The sequence below is a fragment of the Achromobacter sp. 2789STDY5608615 genome (assembly GCF_001298995.1).
Classification (GTDB): domain Bacteria; phylum Pseudomonadota; class Gammaproteobacteria; order Burkholderiales; family Burkholderiaceae_B; genus Achromobacter; species Achromobacter insuavis.
Window position 1 is genome coordinate 1 of record NZ_CYTY01000006.1, and the last position, 21,330, is coordinate 21,330.

Annotated in this window: 16 protein-coding genes and 1 pseudogene; 4 read left to right on the top strand and 13 right to left on the bottom strand. The window is 69.6% G+C overall.

From position 1 onward, the window contains the following. Positions 1-21 precede the first annotated feature (21 nt). From AOZ49_RS06715 to AOZ49_RS06735, 5 genes and pseudogenes are all read right to left on the bottom strand, one after another. Positions 22-915, bottom strand: coding sequence for a ZIP family metal transporter (locus AOZ49_RS06715; protein WP_054428999.1), 894 nt, complete (start codon positions 913-915; stop codon positions 22-24). 28 nt (positions 916-943) lie between these two features. Beyond that, positions 944-1,559, bottom strand: a pseudogene (locus AOZ49_RS06720) (superoxide dismutase). Positions 1,560-1,713: 154 nt separating this feature from the next. Continuing rightward, the gene (locus AOZ49_RS06725; RefSeq protein ID WP_054429001.1) at positions 1,714-2,916 is read right to left on the bottom strand and encodes a BaiN/RdsA family NAD(P)/FAD-dependent oxidoreductase; all 1,203 of its coding nucleotides are present in this window, start codon (positions 2,914-2,916) and stop codon (positions 1,714-1,716) included. Between the two features lie 17 nt (positions 2,917-2,933). Further along, entirely contained in the window at positions 2,934-5,195 is a 2,262-nt protein-coding gene (locus AOZ49_RS06730) for an arginine/lysine/ornithine decarboxylase (protein WP_054429002.1), read from the bottom strand. 244 nt (positions 5,196-5,439) lie between these two features. Next, positions 5,440-5,892 carry a hypothetical protein gene (locus AOZ49_RS06735; RefSeq protein WP_054474690.1) on the bottom strand — a complete coding sequence of 151 codons (453 nt, stop codon included), beginning with the start codon at positions 5,890-5,892 and terminating at the stop codon, positions 5,440-5,442. Positions 5,893-6,008: 116 nt separating this feature from the next. On the opposite strand from AOZ49_RS06735, the gene AOZ49_RS06740 reads away from it, so the two are divergent. Further along, positions 6,009-6,536 (top strand): GNAT family N-acetyltransferase, encoded by a 528-nt coding sequence (locus AOZ49_RS06740; RefSeq protein ID WP_369815773.1) that lies wholly within the window; start codon positions 6,009-6,011, stop codon positions 6,534-6,536. Positions 6,537-6,576: 40 nt separating this feature from the next. Here AOZ49_RS06740 and AOZ49_RS06745 read toward each other — a convergent pair whose 3' ends face one another. Then, on the bottom strand, positions 6,577-7,815 hold the full coding sequence (locus AOZ49_RS06745) for a GGDEF domain-containing protein (RefSeq protein ID WP_054429005.1): 1,239 nt from the start codon (positions 7,813-7,815) through the stop codon (positions 6,577-6,579). A gap of 172 nt (positions 7,816-7,987) precedes the next feature. On the opposite strand from AOZ49_RS06745, the gene AOZ49_RS06750 reads away from it, so the two are divergent. Then, a complete protein-coding gene (locus AOZ49_RS06750; protein ID WP_054474692.1) occupies positions 7,988-8,836 on the top strand; it encodes a VOC family protein in 849 nt (282 codons plus the stop codon). Between the two features lie 51 nt (positions 8,837-8,887). Here AOZ49_RS06750 and dcd read toward each other — a convergent pair whose 3' ends face one another. The 4 genes from dcd to apbC form a co-directional block, all read right to left on the bottom strand. Next, positions 8,888-9,451, bottom strand: coding sequence for a dCTP deaminase (dcd, locus tag AOZ49_RS06755; RefSeq protein ID WP_006226186.1), 564 nt, complete (start codon positions 9,449-9,451; stop codon positions 8,888-8,890). 92 nt (positions 9,452-9,543) lie between these two features. Continuing rightward, positions 9,544-13,224: a translocation/assembly module TamB domain-containing protein gene (locus tag AOZ49_RS06760; protein WP_180180033.1), complete on the bottom strand. Its 3,681-nt coding sequence runs from the start codon at positions 13,222-13,224 to the stop codon at positions 9,544-9,546. Between the two features lie 56 nt (positions 13,225-13,280). After that, positions 13,281-15,173, bottom strand: coding sequence for an autotransporter assembly complex protein TamA (locus AOZ49_RS06765; RefSeq protein WP_054474693.1), 1,893 nt, complete (start codon positions 15,171-15,173; stop codon positions 13,281-13,283). Positions 15,174-15,176: 3 nt separating this feature from the next. Continuing rightward, on the bottom strand, positions 15,177-16,265 hold the full coding sequence (apbC, locus tag AOZ49_RS06770; RefSeq protein ID WP_054474694.1) for an iron-sulfur cluster carrier protein ApbC: 1,089 nt from the start codon (positions 16,263-16,265) through the stop codon (positions 15,177-15,179). Between the two features lie 101 nt (positions 16,266-16,366). Here apbC and AOZ49_RS06775 point away from each other — a divergent pair, with 101 nt between their 5' ends. Next, positions 16,367-16,642 (top strand): hypothetical protein, encoded by a 276-nt coding sequence (locus tag AOZ49_RS06775; RefSeq protein ID WP_006226181.1) that lies wholly within the window; start codon positions 16,367-16,369, stop codon positions 16,640-16,642. 208 nt (positions 16,643-16,850) lie between these two features. After that, positions 16,851-18,917 (top strand): methionine--tRNA ligase, encoded by a 2,067-nt coding sequence (gene metG, locus AOZ49_RS06780; protein ID WP_054474695.1) that lies wholly within the window; start codon positions 16,851-16,853, stop codon positions 18,915-18,917. 104 nt (positions 18,918-19,021) lie between these two features. Here the strand turns inward: metG and AOZ49_RS06785 are convergent, their stop codons facing one another. From AOZ49_RS06785 to AOZ49_RS06795, 3 genes are all read right to left on the bottom strand, one after another. Beyond that, complete coding sequence (locus AOZ49_RS06785; RefSeq protein ID WP_054474802.1) at positions 19,022-19,759, bottom strand: sulfurtransferase; 738 nt, start codon at positions 19,757-19,759, stop codon at positions 19,022-19,024. 97 nt (positions 19,760-19,856) lie between these two features. Further along, entirely contained in the window at positions 19,857-20,651 is a 795-nt protein-coding gene (locus AOZ49_RS06790; protein WP_054474696.1) for an META and DUF4377 domain-containing protein, read from the bottom strand. 92 nt (positions 20,652-20,743) lie between these two features. Further along, positions 20,744-21,274 (bottom strand): META domain-containing protein, encoded by a 531-nt coding sequence (locus tag AOZ49_RS06795; protein ID WP_054474697.1) that lies wholly within the window; start codon positions 21,272-21,274, stop codon positions 20,744-20,746. Positions 21,275-21,330: the final 56 nt, after the last annotated feature.

Below are 21,330 nucleotides of genomic sequence, written 5' to 3' on the forward strand. Positions count from 1 at the left end.
CCCCCCCCACGCAACGCCCGCTCAGCCCAGCGCGGTGTCCAGCAGCATCATCAGCACGAAGCCCAGCATCAGTCCGCAGGTGGCGTAGACCTCGTGCCCCTTGCGGTGCGATTCGGGGATGATCTCGTGGCTGATGACGAACAGCATGGCCCCGGCGGCGAACCCCAGCCCCCACGGCAGCAACGCCGCCGACCAGCCCACCACCGCCGCGCCCAGCACCGCGCCGACCGGCTCGACCAGGCCCGACAGCATGCCCAGCGCCACCGCGAAGGCGCGCTTGTAGCCGGCGGCGATCAACGCCACCGCCACCACCAGCCCTTCGGGAATGTCCTGGATGGCGATGCCCGTGGCCAGCGCCGTGCCGCGCACCGGATCGTTGCCGGCGTAGCCCACGCCGATGGCCAGGCCCTCGGGCAGGTTGTGCAGCGTGATGGCGAAGACGAACAGCCAGGTGCGGCGCAGGCGGTGCGCCTCGATGCCTTCGCGGCCCTTGATGAAATGCTCGTGCGGCAGCAGCCGGTCCATCAGCAGCAGCACCGCCGCGCCCAGCAGGATCGCCGCGCCCACCGTCAGGCCCGCGCCCCACGGGCCGGCGCCGCCGGCCTCGGCCGCCGCGATGCCCGGCGCCACCAGCGAAAAGGCGCTGGCCGCCAGCATCACGCCCGCGCCGAAGCCGAACATGCTGTCCTGCATCTTCTGCGGGATGGTGCGCGCGAACAGTACCGGCACGGTGCCGGCAGCCGTGGCGCCGGCCGCGACCATGCCGCCCAGCAGCGCGTCCGCCACGTGCGGCGCGTGGGCGCCGAAATAGACCCAGGCCTGGTGCAGGCCCAGGCAGGCCACCAGCACCGCCAGCGTCCAGACGCTGACGCTGGTGGCCGCGGGCCGGACGCGATGACGGCTGAAGGTGTTCATGGACCGCTGCCTCCCGCGCGAACCGGGATCAGCCCACGGCGGCGGCGTAACGGCGCGCCACCTCGGACCAGTCGATCACGTTGTAGAAGGCGCCGATGTATTCCGGCCGGCGGTTCTGGTACTTCAGATAGTAGGCGTGCTCCCACACGTCCAGGCCCAGGATCGGGGTGTTGCCATGCATCAGCGGGCTGTCCTGGTTGGCGCTGCTTTCCACCACCAGCTTGCCGGCCGGCGTCACGCTGAGCCAGGCCCAGCCGCTGCCGAAGCGCGTCAGCGCCGCCTTGGTGAAGGCTTCGCGGAAGGCGGCTTGGCCGCCCAGTTCGGCATCGATGGCGCGGGCCAGCGCGCCATCGGGCTCGCCGCCGCCCTGCGGCGACATGACCGACCAGAACAGGCTGTGGTTGGCGTGGCCGCCGCCGTTGTTGCGCACCGCGCCGCGGATGGCCTCGGGCAGCTGGTCGATGCGCGCCACCAGGGCGTCGATCGGTTCATCGGTGGCGATGCCGGCGCCTTCCAGCGCGGCGTTCAGGTTGTTGACGTAGGTCTGGTGGTGCTTGCTGTGGTGGATCTCCATCGTCAGGGCGTCGATGTGCGGCTCGAGCGCGTCGTAGGCGTAAGGCAGGGGGCGGCAGGGTGTAGGCCAAGGCGGTCTCCTTCGGGCGACGCTGCCGGTGACGATCAGCGTCCGATTTTTTGAAAATACAAATGATAGGTATTTTTATTTGATATCACAACGATAACGTTGCAATGCCTGTCATGCAGACAGGCTATCGCCCGCGCAGCAAGCGTCGTACCCGCCTAGAGTGCGTTGCCGCAGGCCACGCCCGAGGCCCAGGCCCACTGGAAGTTGTAGCCGCCGAGCCAGCCGGTGACGTCCACGGTCTCGCCGATGAAGTACAGGCCGGGGGTGGTCCTGGCCTGCATCGACTTCTGGTCCAGGCCGCGGGTGTCGACGCCGCCGCGCATGACCTCGGCCTTCTTGTAGCCGGCGGTGCCGCTGGGCACCAGCGTCCACTGGTGAATGTCCTGCGCCAGCGCGCGCAGGGTCTTGTCCGGCGCGTCGGCCAGGCGCAGCGCCGCCAGGCCCGGCTTGCCGCCCTGCTCCGCCAGCTGCAGCCAGCGGTCGGCCAGGCGCTTGGGCCACAGGCCGGCCAGCACCGTGTGCAACTGCTGCCGGTTGCCCGACTTGGCCGCCAGCAGTTCGGCGGCCAGGTCGCGCCCCGGCGCCAGGTCGATCACGATGGGCTCGCCCGGCTTCCAGAAGCTGGAGATCTGCAGGATGGCCGGGCCCGACAGGCCGCGATGGGTGAACAGCAGGTCCTCGAGGAACTCGCCACGCGCCTTGCCCTGCCCCGTGGCCAGGTTGACCTCCAGCGCCACGCCGGACAGCTCGGCCAGCGGCTGCCAGTGCGCGGCGTCGAAGGTCAGCGGCACCAGCGCCGGCCGCGGCTCGACCACCTTCAGGCCGAACTGGCGCGCCAGTTTCAGGCCGAAGTCGGTGGCGCCCAGCTGCGGGATCGCCATGCCGCCGGTGGCCACCACCAGCTTGGCCGCGCGGATCGCGCCCTGGCTGGTGCGCAGCTCGAAGCCGGCCTCGCCATGGGCCACTTCGGCCACCTGGCAGCCCATGCGCCACTGCACGCCACCGGCGTCGCATTCGGCGCGCAGCATCTCGATAATGGACTCGCTGGAATCGTCGCAGAACAGCTGGCCGCGGTGCTTCTCGTGCCAGGCGATGCGGTGGCGCTTGAGCAGCGCCAGGAAGTCCTGCGGCGTGTAGCCCGCCAACGCCGACCGGCAGAAATGCGGATTGTCGGACAGGAAGTTGGCGGGGCCGGCGCCGAGGTTGGTGAAGTTGCAGCGGCCGCCGCCGGAGATGCGGATCTTCTCGGCCAGCCGTTCGGCGTGATCCACCAACACCACGCGCAGGCCGCGCTGACCGGCGACCGCGGCACACATCATGCCAGCGGCGCCGGCGCCGAGAACGGCGACATCGAACATCAAGACTCCGGACCCGATCAGTCTTCGATCAGGCAGTCAACGTAGTAGCGCTTCTCGCCGTCCGGACCCACTTCGTCGGCCAGGCCGTGGATGTAGGTTTCGAAGCCCGGGAAGCGCTCGTTGAATTCGCGCGCGAACTGCAGATACTGGACGATGGTGCGGTTGAAGCGCTCGCCCGGAATCAGCAGCGGGATGCCCGGCGGATACGGCGTCAGCAGCACGCCGGTGACGCGGCCTTCCAGCTGGTCGATGTCGACACGCTCGACCTCGCGGTGCGCCATGCGGGCGAAGGCGTCGGACGGCTTGAGCGCCGGCACCATGTCGCTCAGGTACATCTCGGTGGTCAGGCGGGCCACGTCGCGCTCGCGGTAGGCCTCGTGGATCTGCTGGCACAGGTCGCGCAGGCCCATGCGCTCGTAGCGGCGATGGCCACGGCAGAAGTCCGGCAGGATGCGCCACAGCGGCTGGTTGCGGTCGTAGTCGTCCTTGAACTGCTGCAGCGCGGTCAGCAGCGTGTTCCAGCGGCCCTTGGTGATGCCGATGGTGAACAGGATGAAGAACGAATACAGGCCGGTCTTCTCGACCACCACGCCGTGCTCGGTCAGGTACTTGGAGACCAGCGCGGCGGGGATGCCGGTTTCGCCGAAGCTGCCCGACATGTCCAGCCCCGGCGTGATGACCGTGGCCTTGATCGGGTCCAGCATGTTGAAGCCTTCGGCCAGGTCGCCGAAGCCGTGCCAGTGCTCGTTGGACTCCAGGATCCATTCGTCGCGGTTGCCGATGCCTTCGGACACCAGGCGGTTCGGGCCCCAGACCTTGAACCACCAGTCGTTCTTGCCGAACTCGGATTCCACCTTGCGCATGGCGCGGCGGAAGTCCATGGCTTCGCGGATGCTCTCCTCGACCAGCGCGGTGCCGCCCGGGGGTTCCATCATGGCCGCGGCCACGTCGCACGACGCGATGATCGCGTACTGCGGCGAGGTCGACGTGTGCATCAGGTAGGCTTCGTTGAAGACGTTGCGGTCCAGCTTGCGGGTCTCGGATTCCTGCACGATGATCTGCGAGGCCTGCGAGATGCCGGCCAGCAGCTTGTGCGTGGAGTGCGTGGCGAACACCATCGCGTCCTGGCTGCGCGGACGGTCCTGGCCGATCGCGTGCATGTCCTGGTAGAACTCGTGGAACGAGGCGTGCGGCAACCAGGCTTCGTCGAAGTGCAGCGTGTCGACGTAGCTGCCCAGTTCCTTCTTGATCATCTCGACGTTGTAGATCACGCCGTCGTAGGTGCTCTGCGTCAGCGTCAGGATGCGCGGGTTCTTGTTCACCGCTTCGCGCGCGAACGGGTTGGCCTCGATCTTCTTGCGGATGTTGTCCGGGTGGAACTCTTCCAGCGGGATCGGGCCGATGATGCCCAGGTGGTTGCGCGTCGGGCGCAGGAACACCGGGATCGCGCCCGTCATGGTGATGGCGTGCAGGATCGACTTGTGGCAGTTGCGGTCCACCACCACCACGTCGCCGGCGGCGACGTTGGCGTGCCACACCACCTTGTTCGAGGTCGAGGTGCCGTTGGTCACGAAGAAACAGTGGTCGGCGTGGAAGATGCGCGCCGCGTTCAGTTCGGACTCGGCCACCGGGCCGGTGTGGTCCAGCAACTGGCCCAGTTCGTCGACGGCGTTGCAGACGTCGGCGCGCAGCATGTTCTCGCCGAAGAACTGGTGGAACATCTGGCCCACCGGGCTCTTCAGGAACGCCACGCCGCCCGAGTGGCCGGGGCAGTGCCAGGAATAGGAGCCATCCTGCGCGTACTTGACCAGCTCGCGGAAGAACGGCGGCGGCAGGCTGTCGACGTAGCTGCGGGCTTCGCGGATGATGTGGCGCGCCACGAATTCGGGGGTGTCCTCGAACATGTGGATGAAGCCGTGCAGTTCGCGCAGGATGTCGTTCGGAATGTGTTCCGAGGTGCGCGTCTCGCCGTACAGGTAGATGGGGATGTCGGCGTTGCGGAAACGCAGTTCGCCGATGAAGGTGCGCAGGTTCTTGATCGCGCTGGCCACGTCCTCGGGCGAATCCACGTCGAATTCTTCATCGTCGATCGACAGGATGAAGGCGCTGGCACGGCTCTGCTGCTGGGCGAACGAACTCAGGTCGCCGTAACTGGTCACCCCGATCACCTCGACGCCCTCGGCCTCGATCGCCGAAGACAAAGCACGGATACCCAGACCGGACGCGTTCTCGGAACGGTAGTCCTCGTCGATGATGAAGATGGGGAAGCGGAATTTCATGCAGGCGCTCCTGGGGGCAAGGCGAATCGGACCGTGTTGGCGGACGCGAGTGTACTTCTAGTGAAAAACCGTCTGATGACAGGCGGGCGCGAGGTCCCCGCCGGCGGCGGGAATGGCCGAATTGTAGGGCCGTTTTTCTCCAGACCCTATGGTTTTCCCGAAGACCGTTGCAACGAGTCCGCGAGCGGCCCCCGCGGGGCGGCCGGCAGGACGCCGGCCAGGCCCCCGCGCGAGGCGCGCGGACCTACCGCAGGGCGCGGGCCTCGCCCGCGTCCAGCGCCGCGATGAAGCGGTCGAAGTACGGCGGGATGGCCTCGGCGGCGCCGTAGCGGATGCGCCGCTCGACCTTGGCGATGGCGCCGAAGCAGACCTCGGCGTCGGGCTCGCCGCACACCAGCACCACCGGGTCCTCGTCGTCGCAGACCTCGTACAGGCCGCCATGGGCGCGCCGGGCCACCTCGTAGAGGTAGGCGGCGGCGCCGACGGTCTGCATGGGAGTCAGGGGCAAGGTGCCCACATGCGCGGCTTCGAGCGCATCTTCCAGCGCATGGACGCTCGACGGTGTGTAGTCGAGCCCGGCTCCGGCGGAACCGGCGGCCTGGACGAAATCCTCGGCGGCGTGAGCCACGCGGGCCACGAACTCTTCCTGGACCTCGTCGCGCTCGGCCTCATGGTTTATCTTGAGGAAACCGAACATCATTGGCTCCTTTGTGAAAACCGCAAGCGGCGTTGCTCCCATTATAGGCAGCCCCCGCGCCTATACTGGCCCAACGCGGCCCCGACCGTACCCTATTCCCAACACTGCCCCGTCCCGTGAATTCCGCAGCCGAGCCGCTTGTCCGACGTCTGATCCCCCTGGATGCCCAGGCGCTGCGCCACTTGCGCCTGGACGCCCTGCGCGAGACCCCGGAAGCGTTCGGATCGAGTTACGAAGAGGAACACACGCTGACACTGGACGACATCCGCGGCTGGATCGCCCCCGCGGACGACAGCGCGATGTTCGGCGTGTTCTCGGAAGCGGCGCTGGCCGGCATCATCGGCGTCACCCGCCAGCGCAAGCTGAAGATGCGCCACAAGGCGCACATCTGGAGCGTCTACGTGGCGCCCGGCTGGCGCGGCCGGGGCCTGGCGCGGCGGCTGATGCGGGCGGCCATCGACCATGCCGGCGCCATGCGCGGCGTGCGCACGGTGCAGCTGAGCGTCACCGCCAACAACGCGGCGGCGCGCCAGTTGTACGCCAGCCTCGGCTTCGAGGAATACGGCCTCGAACGCGAAGCGCTGTGCGTCAACGGCGAGCTGTACGACGAGGTATTGATGGCGCTGGCGCTGCCGGGCCGCTAGGGCCTGCTCACGGCAAGGCGCCTCGCACTGGCCGCCAGCGTCAGGCGGCGCCGGCGCGGCGCCGCGAACCGTAGGCCCAGACCTGGTTGCGGCCGCCGTCCTTGGCCTTGTAGAGCGCCTGGTCGGCCGCCTTGATGACCGCGTCCGGCGCGCGCAGCGTCTCGCCGCGCTCGGCTACCCCGATGCTGACCGTGACCCGCAGCGGCCGCGCGTTGCGCCCGCGGCCGCCCCGGCGGCGCAGGCCGACCTGGTCCGCCTTGGGCCGCGCCGGCTTGTCGCGCAGCCGCATCTGGTAGGCCTCGATCGCGCGCCGCACGGTTTCCAGGTGCGGCATGGCCTCGATCGCGGTCTTGCCCGGAAACACCAGCGTGAATTCCTCGCCGCCGTAGCGGTAGGCATAGCCGCCGCCCGACACCCGCCGCAGTTGCGCCGCCACCATGCGCAGCACCTGGTCGCCGACGTCATGGCCGTGGGTGTCGTTGAATGCCTTGAAGTGATCGACGTCGGCCATCGCCAACGTATAGACGCGGCCCATGCGCTGCAGCCGCTCGTTGAGCGCGCGGCGGCCCGGCAGGCCGGTCAGTTCGTCGCGGAAGGCCATGTGATAGCCCTCGTGCGCCAGCGAAATAGACAGCGATGTCAGCGCGGCGGAGGCCATCACGGCCAGCTCGATGGGATGGGCGCCGCCGCGCGGCAGCGCCCAGGCCATGCAGACGAAACCCAGCCATTGGCCGGCCTGCTGCGGGCGGCCGTAGCGCAACAGCAGCAGGGTCAGGGTCAGCCCGGTCACCAGCAGCGCCGCCAGCGCCTCGGCCGGAATGCCGAGCCGGCCGAGCATGCCCTGCACCGCCAGCGTGCCGAACCACTGGCCCACGCCGTCCTTGCCGGCCAGCGTGATGGCCGCGGCGCCCACCGCCATCAGGCCGATGCGCGCGGCCAGGTCCCACAGCATGCCGGCGCGTTCCGGCCAGAGCGCGTTGATGGTGTAGGCCAGCGACCACCACACCAGCGCCGGCCCCAACGCCCACGGCGCCTCGCTGGCCAGCATCGGCCAGATAGCCACGGCCGTAAGCACGCCGAGCATCAACGCCAGCGTCTGCGAGCGCTGGTACATCAGGCAGATCGCCGCGCCGACCAGCGCCATGACCCACGGCACGAACGGCACGATCAGCGTCAGCGCCGGCGGCCACTGGCGCCACAACAACAGCCCCACCGCCGCAATCACCGGCAGCGCGGGATAGAACAACAGGGGCAGCCAGGGGATATGGGGGTAACGCACGGATAGGCCTTGCTCACGCTTGCTGAGATGACGTCGCCAAATCGGCAAACACATATGTCATTTTACGGTCGCGCCCCCAGGTTCTTTAGCGCCGCGCAAGCCGCTGGCGCAATCGCAACGCGGCGTGCGCGCCATGCTATGTTCTGCGATCCCCCTCTTGTGGAAAGACCTCATGCGCATCCTGGTCAACATCGACGTGCCCGATCTCGAGGCGGCCATCGATTTCTATGGCCGCGCCTTCGGCCTGGCGCTGCATCGCCGCCTCGGTCCCGGGGCCGCGGAAATGCTGGGCGCGTCGGCGCCGATCTACCTGCTGGAAAAGGCCGCCGGCACGCCCGCCGCGAGCGCCGCGCGGCAACCGCGCGACTACGCCCGCCATTGGACGCCGGTGCATCTGGATGTGGTGGTCGACGACGTCGACAGCGCTGTCGAACGGGCGGTGGCGGCGGGCGCCACGCTGGAGGATCCCCCCGTTTCGCATGACTGGGGCCGCATCGCCCACCTGAGCGATCCGTTCGGCCACGGCATCTGCCTGTTGCGGTTTCTCGGCCAGGGCTACGACGCGCTGGCGGCGGGCGCGCTACGCGACGTCCCGGCCACCCCGGCCGATTTCGAGGCCCTGCTGGCCATGCGCATCGAGGCCATGCGCGACAGCCTGGAACGCCTGGGCCGCTTCGATCCCGAGCGGGCCCGCGCCCGCCTGCGCGACACCTTCCGGCCGGATCACACCTGGATCATCGAGCGCGACGGCGCGCGCGTCGGTTTCTACGCGCTGCGTCCCGACGGCAACGGCCTGCGGCTGGATCATCTGTACGTGGTGCCCGCGGCACAAGGGCTGGGGGTGGGCGGCCAGGTGCTGGGCCGCCTGCTGGGGGATGCCGACCGGCGCGGCCTGCCGGTCAGCGTCGGCGCGCTTCGCGGCAGCGACTCGAACCGCTTCTATCGCCGCCACGGCTTCGCGCAGGTGTCGGAAAGCGAGTGGGACATCGAATACCTGCGCCCGGCGCCGGGGCGCCCCTGACAGGCATCGAGGCAAGGCGGGGCGCGCCGGCCGGCGCCCCGCGGCTGGCTATCAGGTGCGCGGCAGCGTGACGCCGCGCTGGCCCTGGTACTTGCCGCCACGGTCGGCGTACGAGGTCTCGCAGACCTCGTCGCTTTCCAGGAACAGCATCTGGGCGCAGCCTTCGCCGGCATAGATCTTGGCCGGCAGCGGCGTGGTGTTCGAGAATTCCAGCGTGACGTGGCCTTCCCATTCGGGTTCCAGCGGCGTCACGTTGACGATGATGCCGCAGCGCGCGTAGGTGCTTTTGCCCAGGCAGATCGTCAGCACGCTGCGCGGAATGCGGAAGTATTCCACCGTGCGGGCCAGCGCGAACGAGTTGGGCGGGATGATGCAGACATCGCCCTTGAAGTCCACGAACGAGCCTTCGTCGAAATTCTTGGGGTCGACGATGGTGGAATTGATGTTCGTGAAGATCTTGAATTCGTCGGCGCAGCGCACGTCGTAGCCGTAGCTGCTGGTGCCGTAGCTGACGATGCGCCCGCCATTGGCCGTGCGGACCTGACCCGCTTCGAAGGGTTCGATCATGCCGGCTTCGGCCTGGCGGCGGATCCAGCGGTCGCTTTTGATGCTCATGGTGGCGAGAGTGCTTGGGGAAATGGAATGGGCGTCATTTTATCCCGAGCGCGCCGCCCCGTCCCCGAACGGGGACGGAACGGCCACGGGCGTCAATCGCCGAAGAAGGTCCGGTAGACCAGCGCGATGCCATTGACCGAGCCGCCCTTCAGGTCCAGCGACAGGCCGCGCGCCAGCCGGTAGCTGGCCCGGCCGACCGTGTCGCTGCCCGCCAGCGCCTGCTCGACGCTGAGGGTGATGCCATTGGCGAACGACTTGCTGGCCACCAGGAACTGCGTCGCCAGCTGGCTGTCGCTGTCGCGGTTGACGTCGCCGGCCACGGTGCGGTCCGGCAGGATGCTGCCCGAGCTGCCCAGGTTGCCGGTGCGCACGCTGACGTCATCCAGCCCGAACTGCTTGTAGAACGGCTGGCCGCCGCCCAGCAGCGCGGTGCCCACCGACAGCAGCAGCGCCGCGTCGCTGCCGCTTTCGTCCGGCCCCCGGCCCAGCAGCAGCCACGACAGTTTCTCGACGTCGCTGACATCCGGGTACGACACCAGGTCGATGCGCGGGCGCTGGGCGGTGCCAACGACCTTCACGCCCGCCTCGACCTGTTCGCCGGTGCGCAGGGCCTCGATGTCCAGCAGCGGATTGTCCAGGCGGCCCTGGAAGGTCAGCGTGCCGCGCCGCAGCCGCAGCTTCTGGCCATAGGCCTCGATGCCGCCGCCGCGGGTGCGCAGCGCGCCCACGCCGGTCAGGCGGCCGTCGTTCAGCAGGATCTGGATCGACCCCAGCAGGCCGGCGTCCAGCCCCATGCCGGTGATGTAGAAGCGCGGCCCCATGTCGAACTTCAGGTTCATGCTGGTCTGCAACGGGGTCGACACGGCGCCGGGATCGTCGCCGGCGCGCCGCACCTTGACGTCATCGTCCAGCGAGGGCACGCCCTGCAGGATCTCCAGGCTGAACCAGCCGGCGTCCGCCTTCAGGTCGCCGACGATGTCGATGCGCGGCATCGCGGCGGTCAGGTCGACGGTGCCGGACACCATGGCGTAGCGGTCCGAGCGCTGCAGCGCCGGGAAGCGGTACAGCGTCAGGCGCACGTTGCCGCCGCCGTCGATCAGGTTCCACTGGCCTTTGGCCTCGGCATAGCCGTCCTTGGCCTCGGGATTGGTGGTGATCCATTCCTTGGTGCGCCATTCGGCCGGCATGACCCGCAGCGAGGCCGGGAAGCGCAGGCTGTCCAGCACCAGCCTGTCGCCATCCAGGCGCGCCGACAGCTTGCCCTCGATCAGGCGCACGCCGTCGTCGATGCGCACCACCCGCAGCTTGTCGCCCTGGATCGCGCCGCTGGCGCTCCATTTGCCATTGAGCGTGCCCTGAGCTTCGAGGTTGGCCTTGACCTGGCCGCCGATTTCCATCGAATCGCCGACGAACAGGCCGACCCAGGCCAGGTCGGTGATGTCCGCGTCCAGCTTGGCGCGGATCGGCTGGCGCGGGTCCAGCGCCATGCCGCCCTTGGCGTCGATCGCCAGCACCGCCGTGCCGTTGCCGGCGATCTTGCCCATCTTGTCGGTGGCCAGGTCCAGCCTGGCGTCCAGGCGGCTGGCGTTGGCCGAGGTCGGCGTGGCCGTCAGGTCCAGCACCAGCGCCTTCACCCCCAGCGGCACGGGCGGATCGCCCGGAATCAGCAGATCGCCGTCGCGGCGCGCGATGCGGGCGCGGCCGGCCAGCCGGCCGTCGAATTTCAGGTCCCAGGACGCATCCAGCGCGATGCGGCGCTGGCTCTCGGCCACGGTGGCGTTGACGCGCTTCGGGCCCTTGCCCATCTTCGCCGCGGCCTCGGGGTCGACGGCGGCGATCACCTGGCGCGCCATGGCGGCCGTGATCACCAGGTTGTCGGCCTGCCCGGCGGTTTCCCAGCGCTTGGCGTCGCCGCGCGAACCCTTGTGGGCGATCGCCAGTTTTTCCTTGCCCGGCAGGGCCACGCCGATCACCGTCTGGCCCACTTGCCACTGCCATTGCGGCGCCACCGCCGCCGGCAGGTATGACAGCGTCACCGGCCGGTCGACCGACACGGTGAAGCCGGCGCTGTCGGCGCTCAGGCGCGAGACCGTGCCGCGCCAGCCGGTCAGGGCGGCATCGGGCTCGCCCGCCGCGCCCTGGCCCCAGCCGCCGGTGAAGGCGATGGCGGCCTGGGCGCGCGATTCGCCCAGCACGCCGGGACGCGGCCTGGCCGGGTTGTAGCCGGCGGTGATTTCGCCCTTGTGGGCGGCGACGGTGCCGCCGAGCTTGCCCTTGAGGTCGGCGCCGCCCGGGATGCCGGGCCAGAACGCGTCCAGCTGCGGCGCCTGCGCGTCCAGCGTCAGCGCGCCGTCGGCGCCGCCGATCTCGCCCTGCGCGCGGACCCGGTTCGGGCCCAGCTTCAGGTCCACGTCCAGGCCGTGGATGCGCAGGCCGGCCAACAGATCGGCGGCGGCCGGAGTGGCCGGGTTGGCGGCAGGCGCGGCGATATCCACCTGCGCCTTGACCGTGCCGGCCAGCACCTGCCTGTTCCAGCGCGCGCCGTCGTCGAAGCGCAGGTCGATCGCGGCCTGGCGCAACTGGCTGAGGTTCTCGAATTCGGCGCTCAATTGCGCATTGGCGCTGACCACGGCCGGCGGCAGCGCGTCGCCGAGCCAGGGCGCCAGATCCAGGCGCTGCGCCCCGAGCGTGCCGACGATGCGGTCGCGGCCCGGCTGGCCATCCACCGCCTGCAGGTCCAGGCGCGCCGACAGCGTCGACTGGTCCGGCAGCCGCGCGTCGGCCCGCGCGCTGCGCAGCACCAGCGGCGTGCGCGGCGCCAGGTCGGCCGCCACGTCCACGACCAGGCCGGCCCCGGCGCCATCCAGCTTGGCCTGGATGCTCTCGAGCGAGCCGGCCGCGTCCGCGCGCAGGATCACCTGGCAGACGGGCGCGGGCGGGCCGACGAATACGTTGGCGGCCGTTTCCTTGGCGGCCTGCGGCGAAGTGCCGGCGGGCGCTTTGCCGCTGGCGGCGGCCTTGGCGGCGTCGGCCTTGCCCCTGGCGGCGTCCGGCTTGGCCGCGCCGGCGCGGGGCTTGGGCGCGCCCGACGCCTTGGGCGTCTCGGACGGCGCTTTCGCCGGCGGCGCGAACCTGCCGCTCAGTTGATCGGCCTGGCACAGCGGCGATTCCGGACCGGACCCGCGCGCGGTCACGTCCAGCCGCGCGGCGAACGGCCAGGGGTCGGCCAGCCCCAGCAGTTCGGCCTGCCCGCTCAGTTGGGCCTGGCCGATCTCGTGGCCCACGCGCAGATTGGCGATGCGCAACTGCGCGCCCTGCTGGCCGGCGGCGAACGTGGCGCTCAGGTCGCCCAGTTCGACCGGCAGCGGCTGGCCGTCCTGCAGCAGATGGAATTCGCCCAGCGCCAGCCGGTCCACGGCAATGTCCACCGGCAGCGCCGGCAGGCTGAAGGGTTCTTCAGGCTTGTCATCGGCCGGCGCATCCTCGCCGGCGGTCAGGCCGATCTCGACGTTGCTGGCCGAGAGTTCGCGCACGTGCAGCAGCCGGTTGCCCAGCGCGCGCCAATTCACGTTCAGGCGCAGGTCGCTGATGCCGATGCGGGTGCCGCTGACATTCAGGTCGAGCCGGCCGACCTCCAGCCCGCGCAGGACCGAGCCACGCACCGCCAGCGCCTGGCCGTCCAGTTGCTCGGCGGCGGTGGTCAGCAGCAGGCGCGACCCGGTCTGCGAGGCCAGCAGCCAGAACACGAAGCTGCACGCCAGCACGGCCAGCATCGCCAGCCCGGGCAACCACCAGACCAGCACGTGGCGCAGGAAGCGGCGCAGCCCCGTCAAAACGCGATCCCCAGCGAGAAGTGCAGGCGCAGGTCGCGCTCGCGCTGGCCATAGGCCACGTCCAGGAACAGCGGACCGGCCGGCGTGCGCACCCGCGCGCCGACGCCGTAGCCGACCGCCAGCGACATGTCGCCGAACGATTGCGCCGCGTCGCCCGCGTCGACGAACACGCCCATGCCCCAGCGTTCATTGAAGTAGTGGTCGTACTCGATGCTGCCGACCACCAGCGTGGGCGCGCCCACGGTGGCCTTGTCTCGCTGCAGGCCGATGCTCTGGTACTTGTAGCCGCGGATCGAGCGCGCGCCGCCGGTGCGGAAGCCGAAATCGTCCGGCACCTGCACGTTGCCGTTGGCCCAGACGCGGCCGACCTCGCCGCGCACGGTCAGCACGTCCAGCTTGCCGATCGGCCACCACTTCTGGGCGCGGAAACGGGCGCGGGTGTAGGGCTCGCCGGTATCCAGCGTCACGCCCACGCCGCCTCCCAGCGCGATCAGGTTGCCTTCGCGCGGGTCGTACTTGTTGTCCACGTCGCGCCGCAGCCACTCGCCGGTGGCGGTCAGCGTGGGCAGCGAATATTCGTCGCCGCCGTCGATCTTGACGTCATCGTGCGCCAGCAGCAGGCCCCAGCGGGTCTCGTAGGTGACGCGGCTGTCGCCGGCGCCCTTGCGTTCCTGGCTGCGCGTGGCGCCCAGGGCGTAGCGGGTCACCGCCAGGCCCTGGATGTCGGAATGCTGCGCCAGCACCCCGACGGAATCCTTGTAGCCGCGCTCGGTCGGCGGCAGCAGGATATCGGTGTAGACGCGCTGCTGCAGCCGGTCCACGCTGAAACCCGACTCCATCGTCACCGGCTGGCCGAACACCACGTTCTGGCGGTAGAGCGATTCCAGCCGCACGCCCGCCTCGTCATCGACGCCCAGCGACGCCGAGAAACGCTTGGGCGGCGCTTCCACCACCCGCACCTGCACCGGCAGCGTCACCTCGCCGTCGGAATCGTAGGCGGGCGGCGGCGGCGGCATGGCGCCGGACACCACCGGGTCGCCGGCCGGCGCGGCCTCGGCCGGGTTGGCCGCGCCCGGGCCGCGGGCCCGGTCCGACAACGGCTCGGTCGCCTGCGCGTCGCTGCCCGGCTGCCGCAGGGCCACGAAGGCGCCGCGGAAGAAAGCCGTGGATTGCAGGTCCTGCTGCCATTCGTCCAGGCGGTTCTGGTCGTAGGGCGAGCCCGGCGAATAGCGCACGTAGCGGGTGATGAGCTTGGGCGGCACTCGCTCCAGGCCATCGGTGCTGAGTTCGCCCATGCGCACCTGCGGTCCGCTGTCGATGGTGACGCGCAACGCGGCCGAGGCCGTGTCGGCCTGCACATCGGCTTCGGACGCCGTCATGCGGGCCAGCATGAAGTCGCGCACCGAGGTCTCGTCCAGCAGGGCGGACTTGGCCTTGTTCCAGTCGGCGTTGATGAACGGCTGGCCGGGCTTGAGCAGCCAGTCGTCGCGCAGCTTCTGCACGCGCTGCGCGTATTCCGGCCGCGTGATGCGGCCGGTGAAGGTCAGGTCGACCGACGACACCGTGGTGCGCTTGCCCGGCACGATGCCGATGTCCCAGGTTTCGCCGCCGATATCGGTGCCGGCCTCGAGCGTGACGGTGGGGGAGAAATAGCCCTGGGTGGCCAGCGCGGCCAGCGTGGCGTCGCGCGCGCGGCGGCGCAGGCGGTTGATTTCGCCGCCGTCCTGGTCTTCAGCCAGGCGCGCGATGGCGCCCACCGCCTCGGTGATCGCCTGCAGCGCCGCCGGCGGCACGCCGCCGGGATCCACGATGATTTCCGGGCGCTTGGCCACGGCCTCGCCCGCTACTACGCAAAGTCCTGCCAAGAAGGCCCGGGCTGTCCACCGCATGCGTCAGGTCGGCTGCTGCACGACGATGGACGGGAATTTCCCGGCCATGTCCCGGGGCAATGCCGCGACGCCGGCCGCCAGCTTCCTGGCGATGGCGCGGTACAGCCCCGCGGCTTCGCTGCCCGGATCCGCCACCACGGTGGGCGTGCCCGCGTCGGTCTGCTCGCGGATCGCCAGCGTCAGCGGCAGGCTGCCGAGCCACGGGGTTTCATATTGCTGGGCCATGCGCTGGCCGCCGCCCTCGCCGAAGATGTGTTCGGCATGGCCGCATTGCGAGCAGATGTGGATGGCCATGTTCTCGACCACGCCGAGGATCGGCACCTCGACCTTCTGGAACATGCGCAGGCCCTTGCGGGCGTCCAGCAGCGCCACGTCCTGCGGCGTGGTGACGATGACCGCGCCCACCACCGGCACCTTCTGCGCCAGGGTCAGGGCGACGTCGCCGGTGCCCGGCGGCATGTCGACGATCAGGTAGTCGAGGTCGCGCCAATTGGTCTGGCGCAGCAGTTGTTCGAGCGCCTGGGTGACCATCGGGCCGCGCCAGATGGCGGGCGAATCGGCGTCGATCAGGAAGCCGATAGAATTGGCCTGCAGGCCGTGGCCGGTGAGCGGCTCCATGCTCTTGTTGTCGAGGCTCTCGGGACGGCCCGATACGCCCAGCATGGTCGGCACGCTGGGGCCGTAGATGTCGGCGTCCAGCAGGCCGACCTTGGCGCCCTCGGCGGCCAGGGCCAGCGCCAGGTTCACGGCCGTGGTGCTCTTGCCCACGCCGCCCTTGCCGGAGGCCACTGCAATAATGTTGCGCACATTGGGCAGCGGCTTCAGGCCCTTCTGCACCGCATGCGCCGCCACCTTCCAGGACACGCTCACCCGGGCCCCGGGCGCGCCAGCGGCGGCCAGCGCCGCCACGGCGATCTCGCTTACCTGATCGCGGACGGCATCGGCCGGATAGCCCAGTTCCAGCGCCACGGCGACGCGGCCGCCGTCGATCTGGATGTCACGATCTTTTACAGATACACCCAGATCCAGGCCGGTATTGGGGTCGTGCGCGGCGCGCAGGGCGGCGCGGATGTGTTCTATCGTTATACTCATGTCACTATGGTTCCGTAGGCAGCGCGGCTTCTGCGGGCCGCCATCCCCTAAAGGATAGCGGATACACGGGAACCTTTCGCTGCGTTTTGCATCCGACCTTCATGACCAATACTCTTATCCGCTTCTTCCGAGCCGTCTTATTCGCCGCCCTGGCCTTGATCGGCATGGCGATGGCGCTGGTCTTCATGCTGTCCACGGCGATCGCCGTGGCGATCCTGTACGTGGTCGCCAAGGTGCGCGGCAAGCCTTTCGGCGTGCGCGCCTACTGGAGCCAGCGCCAGGGCGCCCGTCCGGGTCCGTTCCAGTCCGCCACCGCCCCGTTCGCCACGCAGCCGCGCGGCGACGTGATCGACGTCGAGGCCCGCGAGATCCGCTGAGCGCGGCATCGCCGGCGCCCGCCGCGCCTCGCGGCGGCCGCGCCGCACCTGCTCGGCCGGTTCACCGGCACGCTGTCCCCCAACCCGCCTGGCGCCGCGCGCGCGACCGGCGGGTTGCGTCGTTTCAGGGGGCCGCGTCCGCCCCCTGCGCGCCATTGCCCTAAAATGGCCGGCCAACCCCTTTTCCCCTCAACCTCTATCGACAACCATGTCTCGCACCCTTTTTGTCACCACTGCGCTGCCCTACGCCAACGGATCTTTCCACATCGGCCACATCATGGAGTACATCCAGGCCGATATCTGGGTTCGTTCGATGCGAATGGCGGGCCACACGGTGCACTTCGTGGGTGCGGACGACGCGCACGGCGCGCCGATCATGCTGAAGGCCGAGAAGGAAGGCATCACGCCGCAGGCCCTGGTGGCGCGCTACGCCGCCGAGCGCCCGCAATACCTGAACGGCTTCCACATCCGCTTCGACCACTGGCACACCACCGACTCGCCCGAGAACGTGGCGCTGTCGCATGACATCTATCGCGCGCTCAAGGCCCAGGGCCTGATCGAGACCCGCTCCATCGAGCAGTTCTACGATCCGGTCAAGGGCATGTTCCTGGCCGACCGCTACATCAAGGGCGAATGCCCCAAGTGCCACGCCAAGGACCAGTACGGCGATTCCTGCGAGGTCTGCGGCGCGGTCTACGCGCCCACCGAGCTGATCAATCCGTATTCGGCCCTGACCGGCGCCACGCCGGTGCTGAAGTCGTCGGACCACTTCTTCTTCAAGCTGTCCGACCCGCGCTGCGTCGAATTCCTGCAGCAATGGACCACCGGCAGCAACGCCAACGGCGGCAAGCACCTGCAGCCCGAAATGCTGGCCAAGACCCGCGAATGGCTGGGCGCCGAGGACGGCGAGGCCAAGCTGGGCGACTGGGACATCTCGCGCGATGCGCCCTATTTCGGCATCGAGATCCCGGACGCGCCGGGCAAGTACTTCTACGTCTGGCTGGACGCGCCGGTGGGCTACCTGGCCTCGCTCAAGTCCTACTGCGCCGTCAAGGGCCTGGACTTCGACGCCCTGCTCGACCCGGCCGGCAGCACCGAGCAGGTCCACTTCATCGGCAAGGACATCGTCTATTTCCACGCGCTGTTCTGGCCCGCGATGCTGAAGTTCGCCGGCCGCAAGACGCCGGACGCGGTCAACGTGCACGGCTTCATCACCGTCAGCGGCGAAAAGATGTCCAAAAGCCGCGGCACCGGCATCTCGCCGCTGCGCTACCTGGAACTCGGCATGAACGCCGAATGGATGCGCTACTACATTGCCGCCAAGCTGAACGCCCGGGTCGAAGACATGGACTTCAACCCCGAGGACTTCATCGCCCGCGTCAACAGCGACCTGGTCGGCAAGTACGTCAACATCGCCAGCCGCGCCGCCAGTTTCATCACCAAGCATTTCGACGGCGCCCTGGCCTATTCGGGCGACACCGCCGCGCTGGCGGCCGAATACGCCGCGCAGGCCGAGTCGATCCGCGCCGCCTTCGAGGCGCGCGAGTACAACCGCGCCATCCGCGAGATCATGGCCTACGCCGACCGCATCAACCAGGCGTTCGACACGGCCCAGCCGTGGGTGCTGGCCAAGGGCATCGCCACCGCCGACGACGCGCAGAAGGCCGCGCTGCAGGACATCTGCTCGCGTTCGCTGGCCGGCTTCAAGGCCCTGTCGGTGATGCTGGCGCCGGTGCTGCCGGCCCTGGCCGAGCGCGTCGCGCGCGAACTGTTCGCCGCCGACGCCGACTTCACCTGGGCCGACGCCGCGGTGCTGCCGCAGCGCGTGGCGCCGTTCAAGCACCTGATGCAGCGCGTCGAGCCGCAGATGCTGGAAGACCTGTTCGAGCCGCCCGCCGCCCCCGCCGTGATCCCCGGCGGCGAGCCGCTGGCCGAGACCATCTCGATCGACGACTTCGCCCGCGTCGACCTGCGCATCGCGCAGATCGTCAACTGCGAGCACGTCGAAGGCTCGACCAAGCTGCTGCGCCTGACGCTGGACGTGGGCGAAGGACGCCACCGCAACGTCTTCTCGGGCATCAGGTCGGCCTACCAGCCCGAGGACCTGATCGGCAAGCTGACCGTCATGGTCGCCAACCTGGCGCCGCGCAAGATGAAGTTCGGCGTCTCCGAAGGCATGGTGCTGGCCGCCAGCCACGCCGACGAGGCGGTCGACGCCGGCATCTACGTGCTGGAGCCGTTCCCCGGCGCCAAGCCCGGCATGCGCGTGCGCTGATCCTCACAATCGCGCCATGAAAAAGCCCGCCGATCGGCGGGCTTTTTCATTGAGGCAGACCTTGACGGCGGTATCGCGCCGGGCGCGCCTGCCGGGGCCCGCGATCAGTCCTGGCTCGGCGCCAGCGCCGGATCGAGCGAGATGCGTTCGTCGAACACGAAGCACTTGCCGTCGAACCCCGGCCCGCCGGTTTCCTCGAAGTACTTGAGGATGCCGCCGTCGAGCTGATAGACGTTGTCGATGCCGGCCTCGTTCATGTAGATCGCGGCCTTCTCGCAGCGGATGCCGCCGGTGCAGAAGCTGACCACGGTCTTGCCTTCCAGCTCGGCGCGGTGCGCCTGCACCGCCGCCGGGAACTGCGTGAAGCGGTCGATGCGCCAGTCGATGGCGTCGCGGAACGTGCCTTCGTCGACTTCGAAGGCATTGCGCGTATCCAGCATGACCACCGGACGGCCATTGTCGTCGGCGCCCTGCGCCAGCCAGCGCGCCAGCGTCTTCGCGTCCACACCCGGCGCGCGGCCGGCCTCGGGCCGGATCGTCGGGTGGTCCATGCGGATGATCTCGCGCTTGATCTTCACCAGCAGCTTGCGGAACGGCACCTGCGCGCTGTGGCTGAACTTCACTTCCAGGTCGGCGAAGCGGGCGTCGCCGCGCAGATCCCGCAGGAAGGCGTCGATGCCGTCTGCCGTGCCCGCCAGGAACAGGTTGATGCCTTCCTCGGCCAGCAGGATGGTGCCCTTCAGGCCGGCCGCCCCGGCCTCGGCCAGCAGCCGGGCGCGCAGCTCGGGCAGCGCCTCCAGCGAGACGAATTTGTAGGCGGCGATATTGACGACGGAAGACATGGCAAAGCGGGGGATGGAACGGCGAAGCCCGTAATAGTAATCGCTGGGCCGCGCCGCCCGCTTGCCGCAGGTCAAGCGCGGCCGTGGACGCGACGGCTCAGCGCCGCACGATTTCCTGTTCCACCACCGTATCCAGCACCCAGCGCAGCCCCGAGGCGTCGGCGGGCGGATTGGGATCCCGGACCTCGACCACCCGCAGGCGGTAGCGGATGCCCGGCTGGAAATTGAAGCCGGTGATCTCGCCATACCAGAGCTGCCACGGCTGCGCCGCGCTGTCGCGCACCTGGTAGCACATGGCGCGGCCGGCGCCGGCATTGCACGGCACGCGTTCGGCATTGACGTAGACCAGCTTGGTCGGCCCCACCTGCCCGCCCGCGACGGGGTCGGTGCGGCGGCCGAAATCGAGCGTATCGCCGTTGCTCAGCGCCCAGGTCATGCGCTGCGGATTGTTGGTGTTGTCGAACGAGGTGGCCGTGATGCGCGTCAGCCCGGCCAGGAATTCCTGTTCGAGCTGCATGCTCACGGGCGCGCAGGCCATCATCGTCGCCACCGGGTTGGACTGGATGATCAGCTGGCCGTTGGCCACCGTGTAGGGCGCGCTGTAGGTGTTGCAGCCGGCGAAGCCCGTGGCGCGCGTGGCGCCCTGGTCATGGATGAAGCCGATGGTGAGCGGGCGCGACCCCGAGGACGGGTGCGGGATCGAGCGCAGCGCGCCGCTCGGACGGGTCCAGCGCGCCAGGTCCCAACTGGTCTGCGCCAGCACGTCCGACGCCGCGGCCGGCTGGAAGCGGGGATCGCGCCCGTCCGCGGTGCGCGGCGGGGATGCGCAGGCCGCCAACGTCAACGCCAGGGCGCACGGCGCGATCCAGCGCCAGGAAGTGGACAAGGCCATGGAACTCTCCCGCAAGAAACAAAGACGGCCCGCCGCCGGCACGCTTGCCGGGGGGGGCTCGGGCAGCGCCCATTGTAAGCGCGGCGCGACGCTCAGGGCGTGGGCGGATCCTGGCGGCGCTCGAACTCCAGCACGTCGCCGCCGCGCAGGTTGAAGGTCAGGTGGCGCGGCGCGCCACCGCTGTCCAGCGTGAACGTGTCGATCGCGGTCAGGCCGCGCAGATAGTCGTTTTCCAGCTCGGCGCGCGGGGCCGGCACGCAGGCCATGCGGGTGGAGGCGGGCGCGTCGATGGACAGCTTGCCGGCCTGCAATTTGTACGCGCCCTTGTATTCATTGCAGCCGGAAAAGCCCTCGGCGCGGTACAGCTTGCCCTGCGCCAGGAAGGTCAGGCGGATCGGCTCGCCGTTGTCGCCATGCGGAATGTCGCGCAAGGCGCCGCCAGCGCGTGTCCAGCGCACCAGTTCCCAGCTGGTCTGGGCCAGCGAGTCGGCGCTGCTGGCGGCGTTGGCGGCCGCGGCGCCCTGGGCGCGCGCGCCCCCGGTCGACCCGGCGCAGCCGGCCAGCGCCACGGCCAGCACCCCGATGCCAAGCAGGCGGCAACGCGAAGACAGGGAAGTAAACATGGACAGCACTCCTGAAAAGACACACCCCCGACTGTAACCGCCATGGGACCCGCACG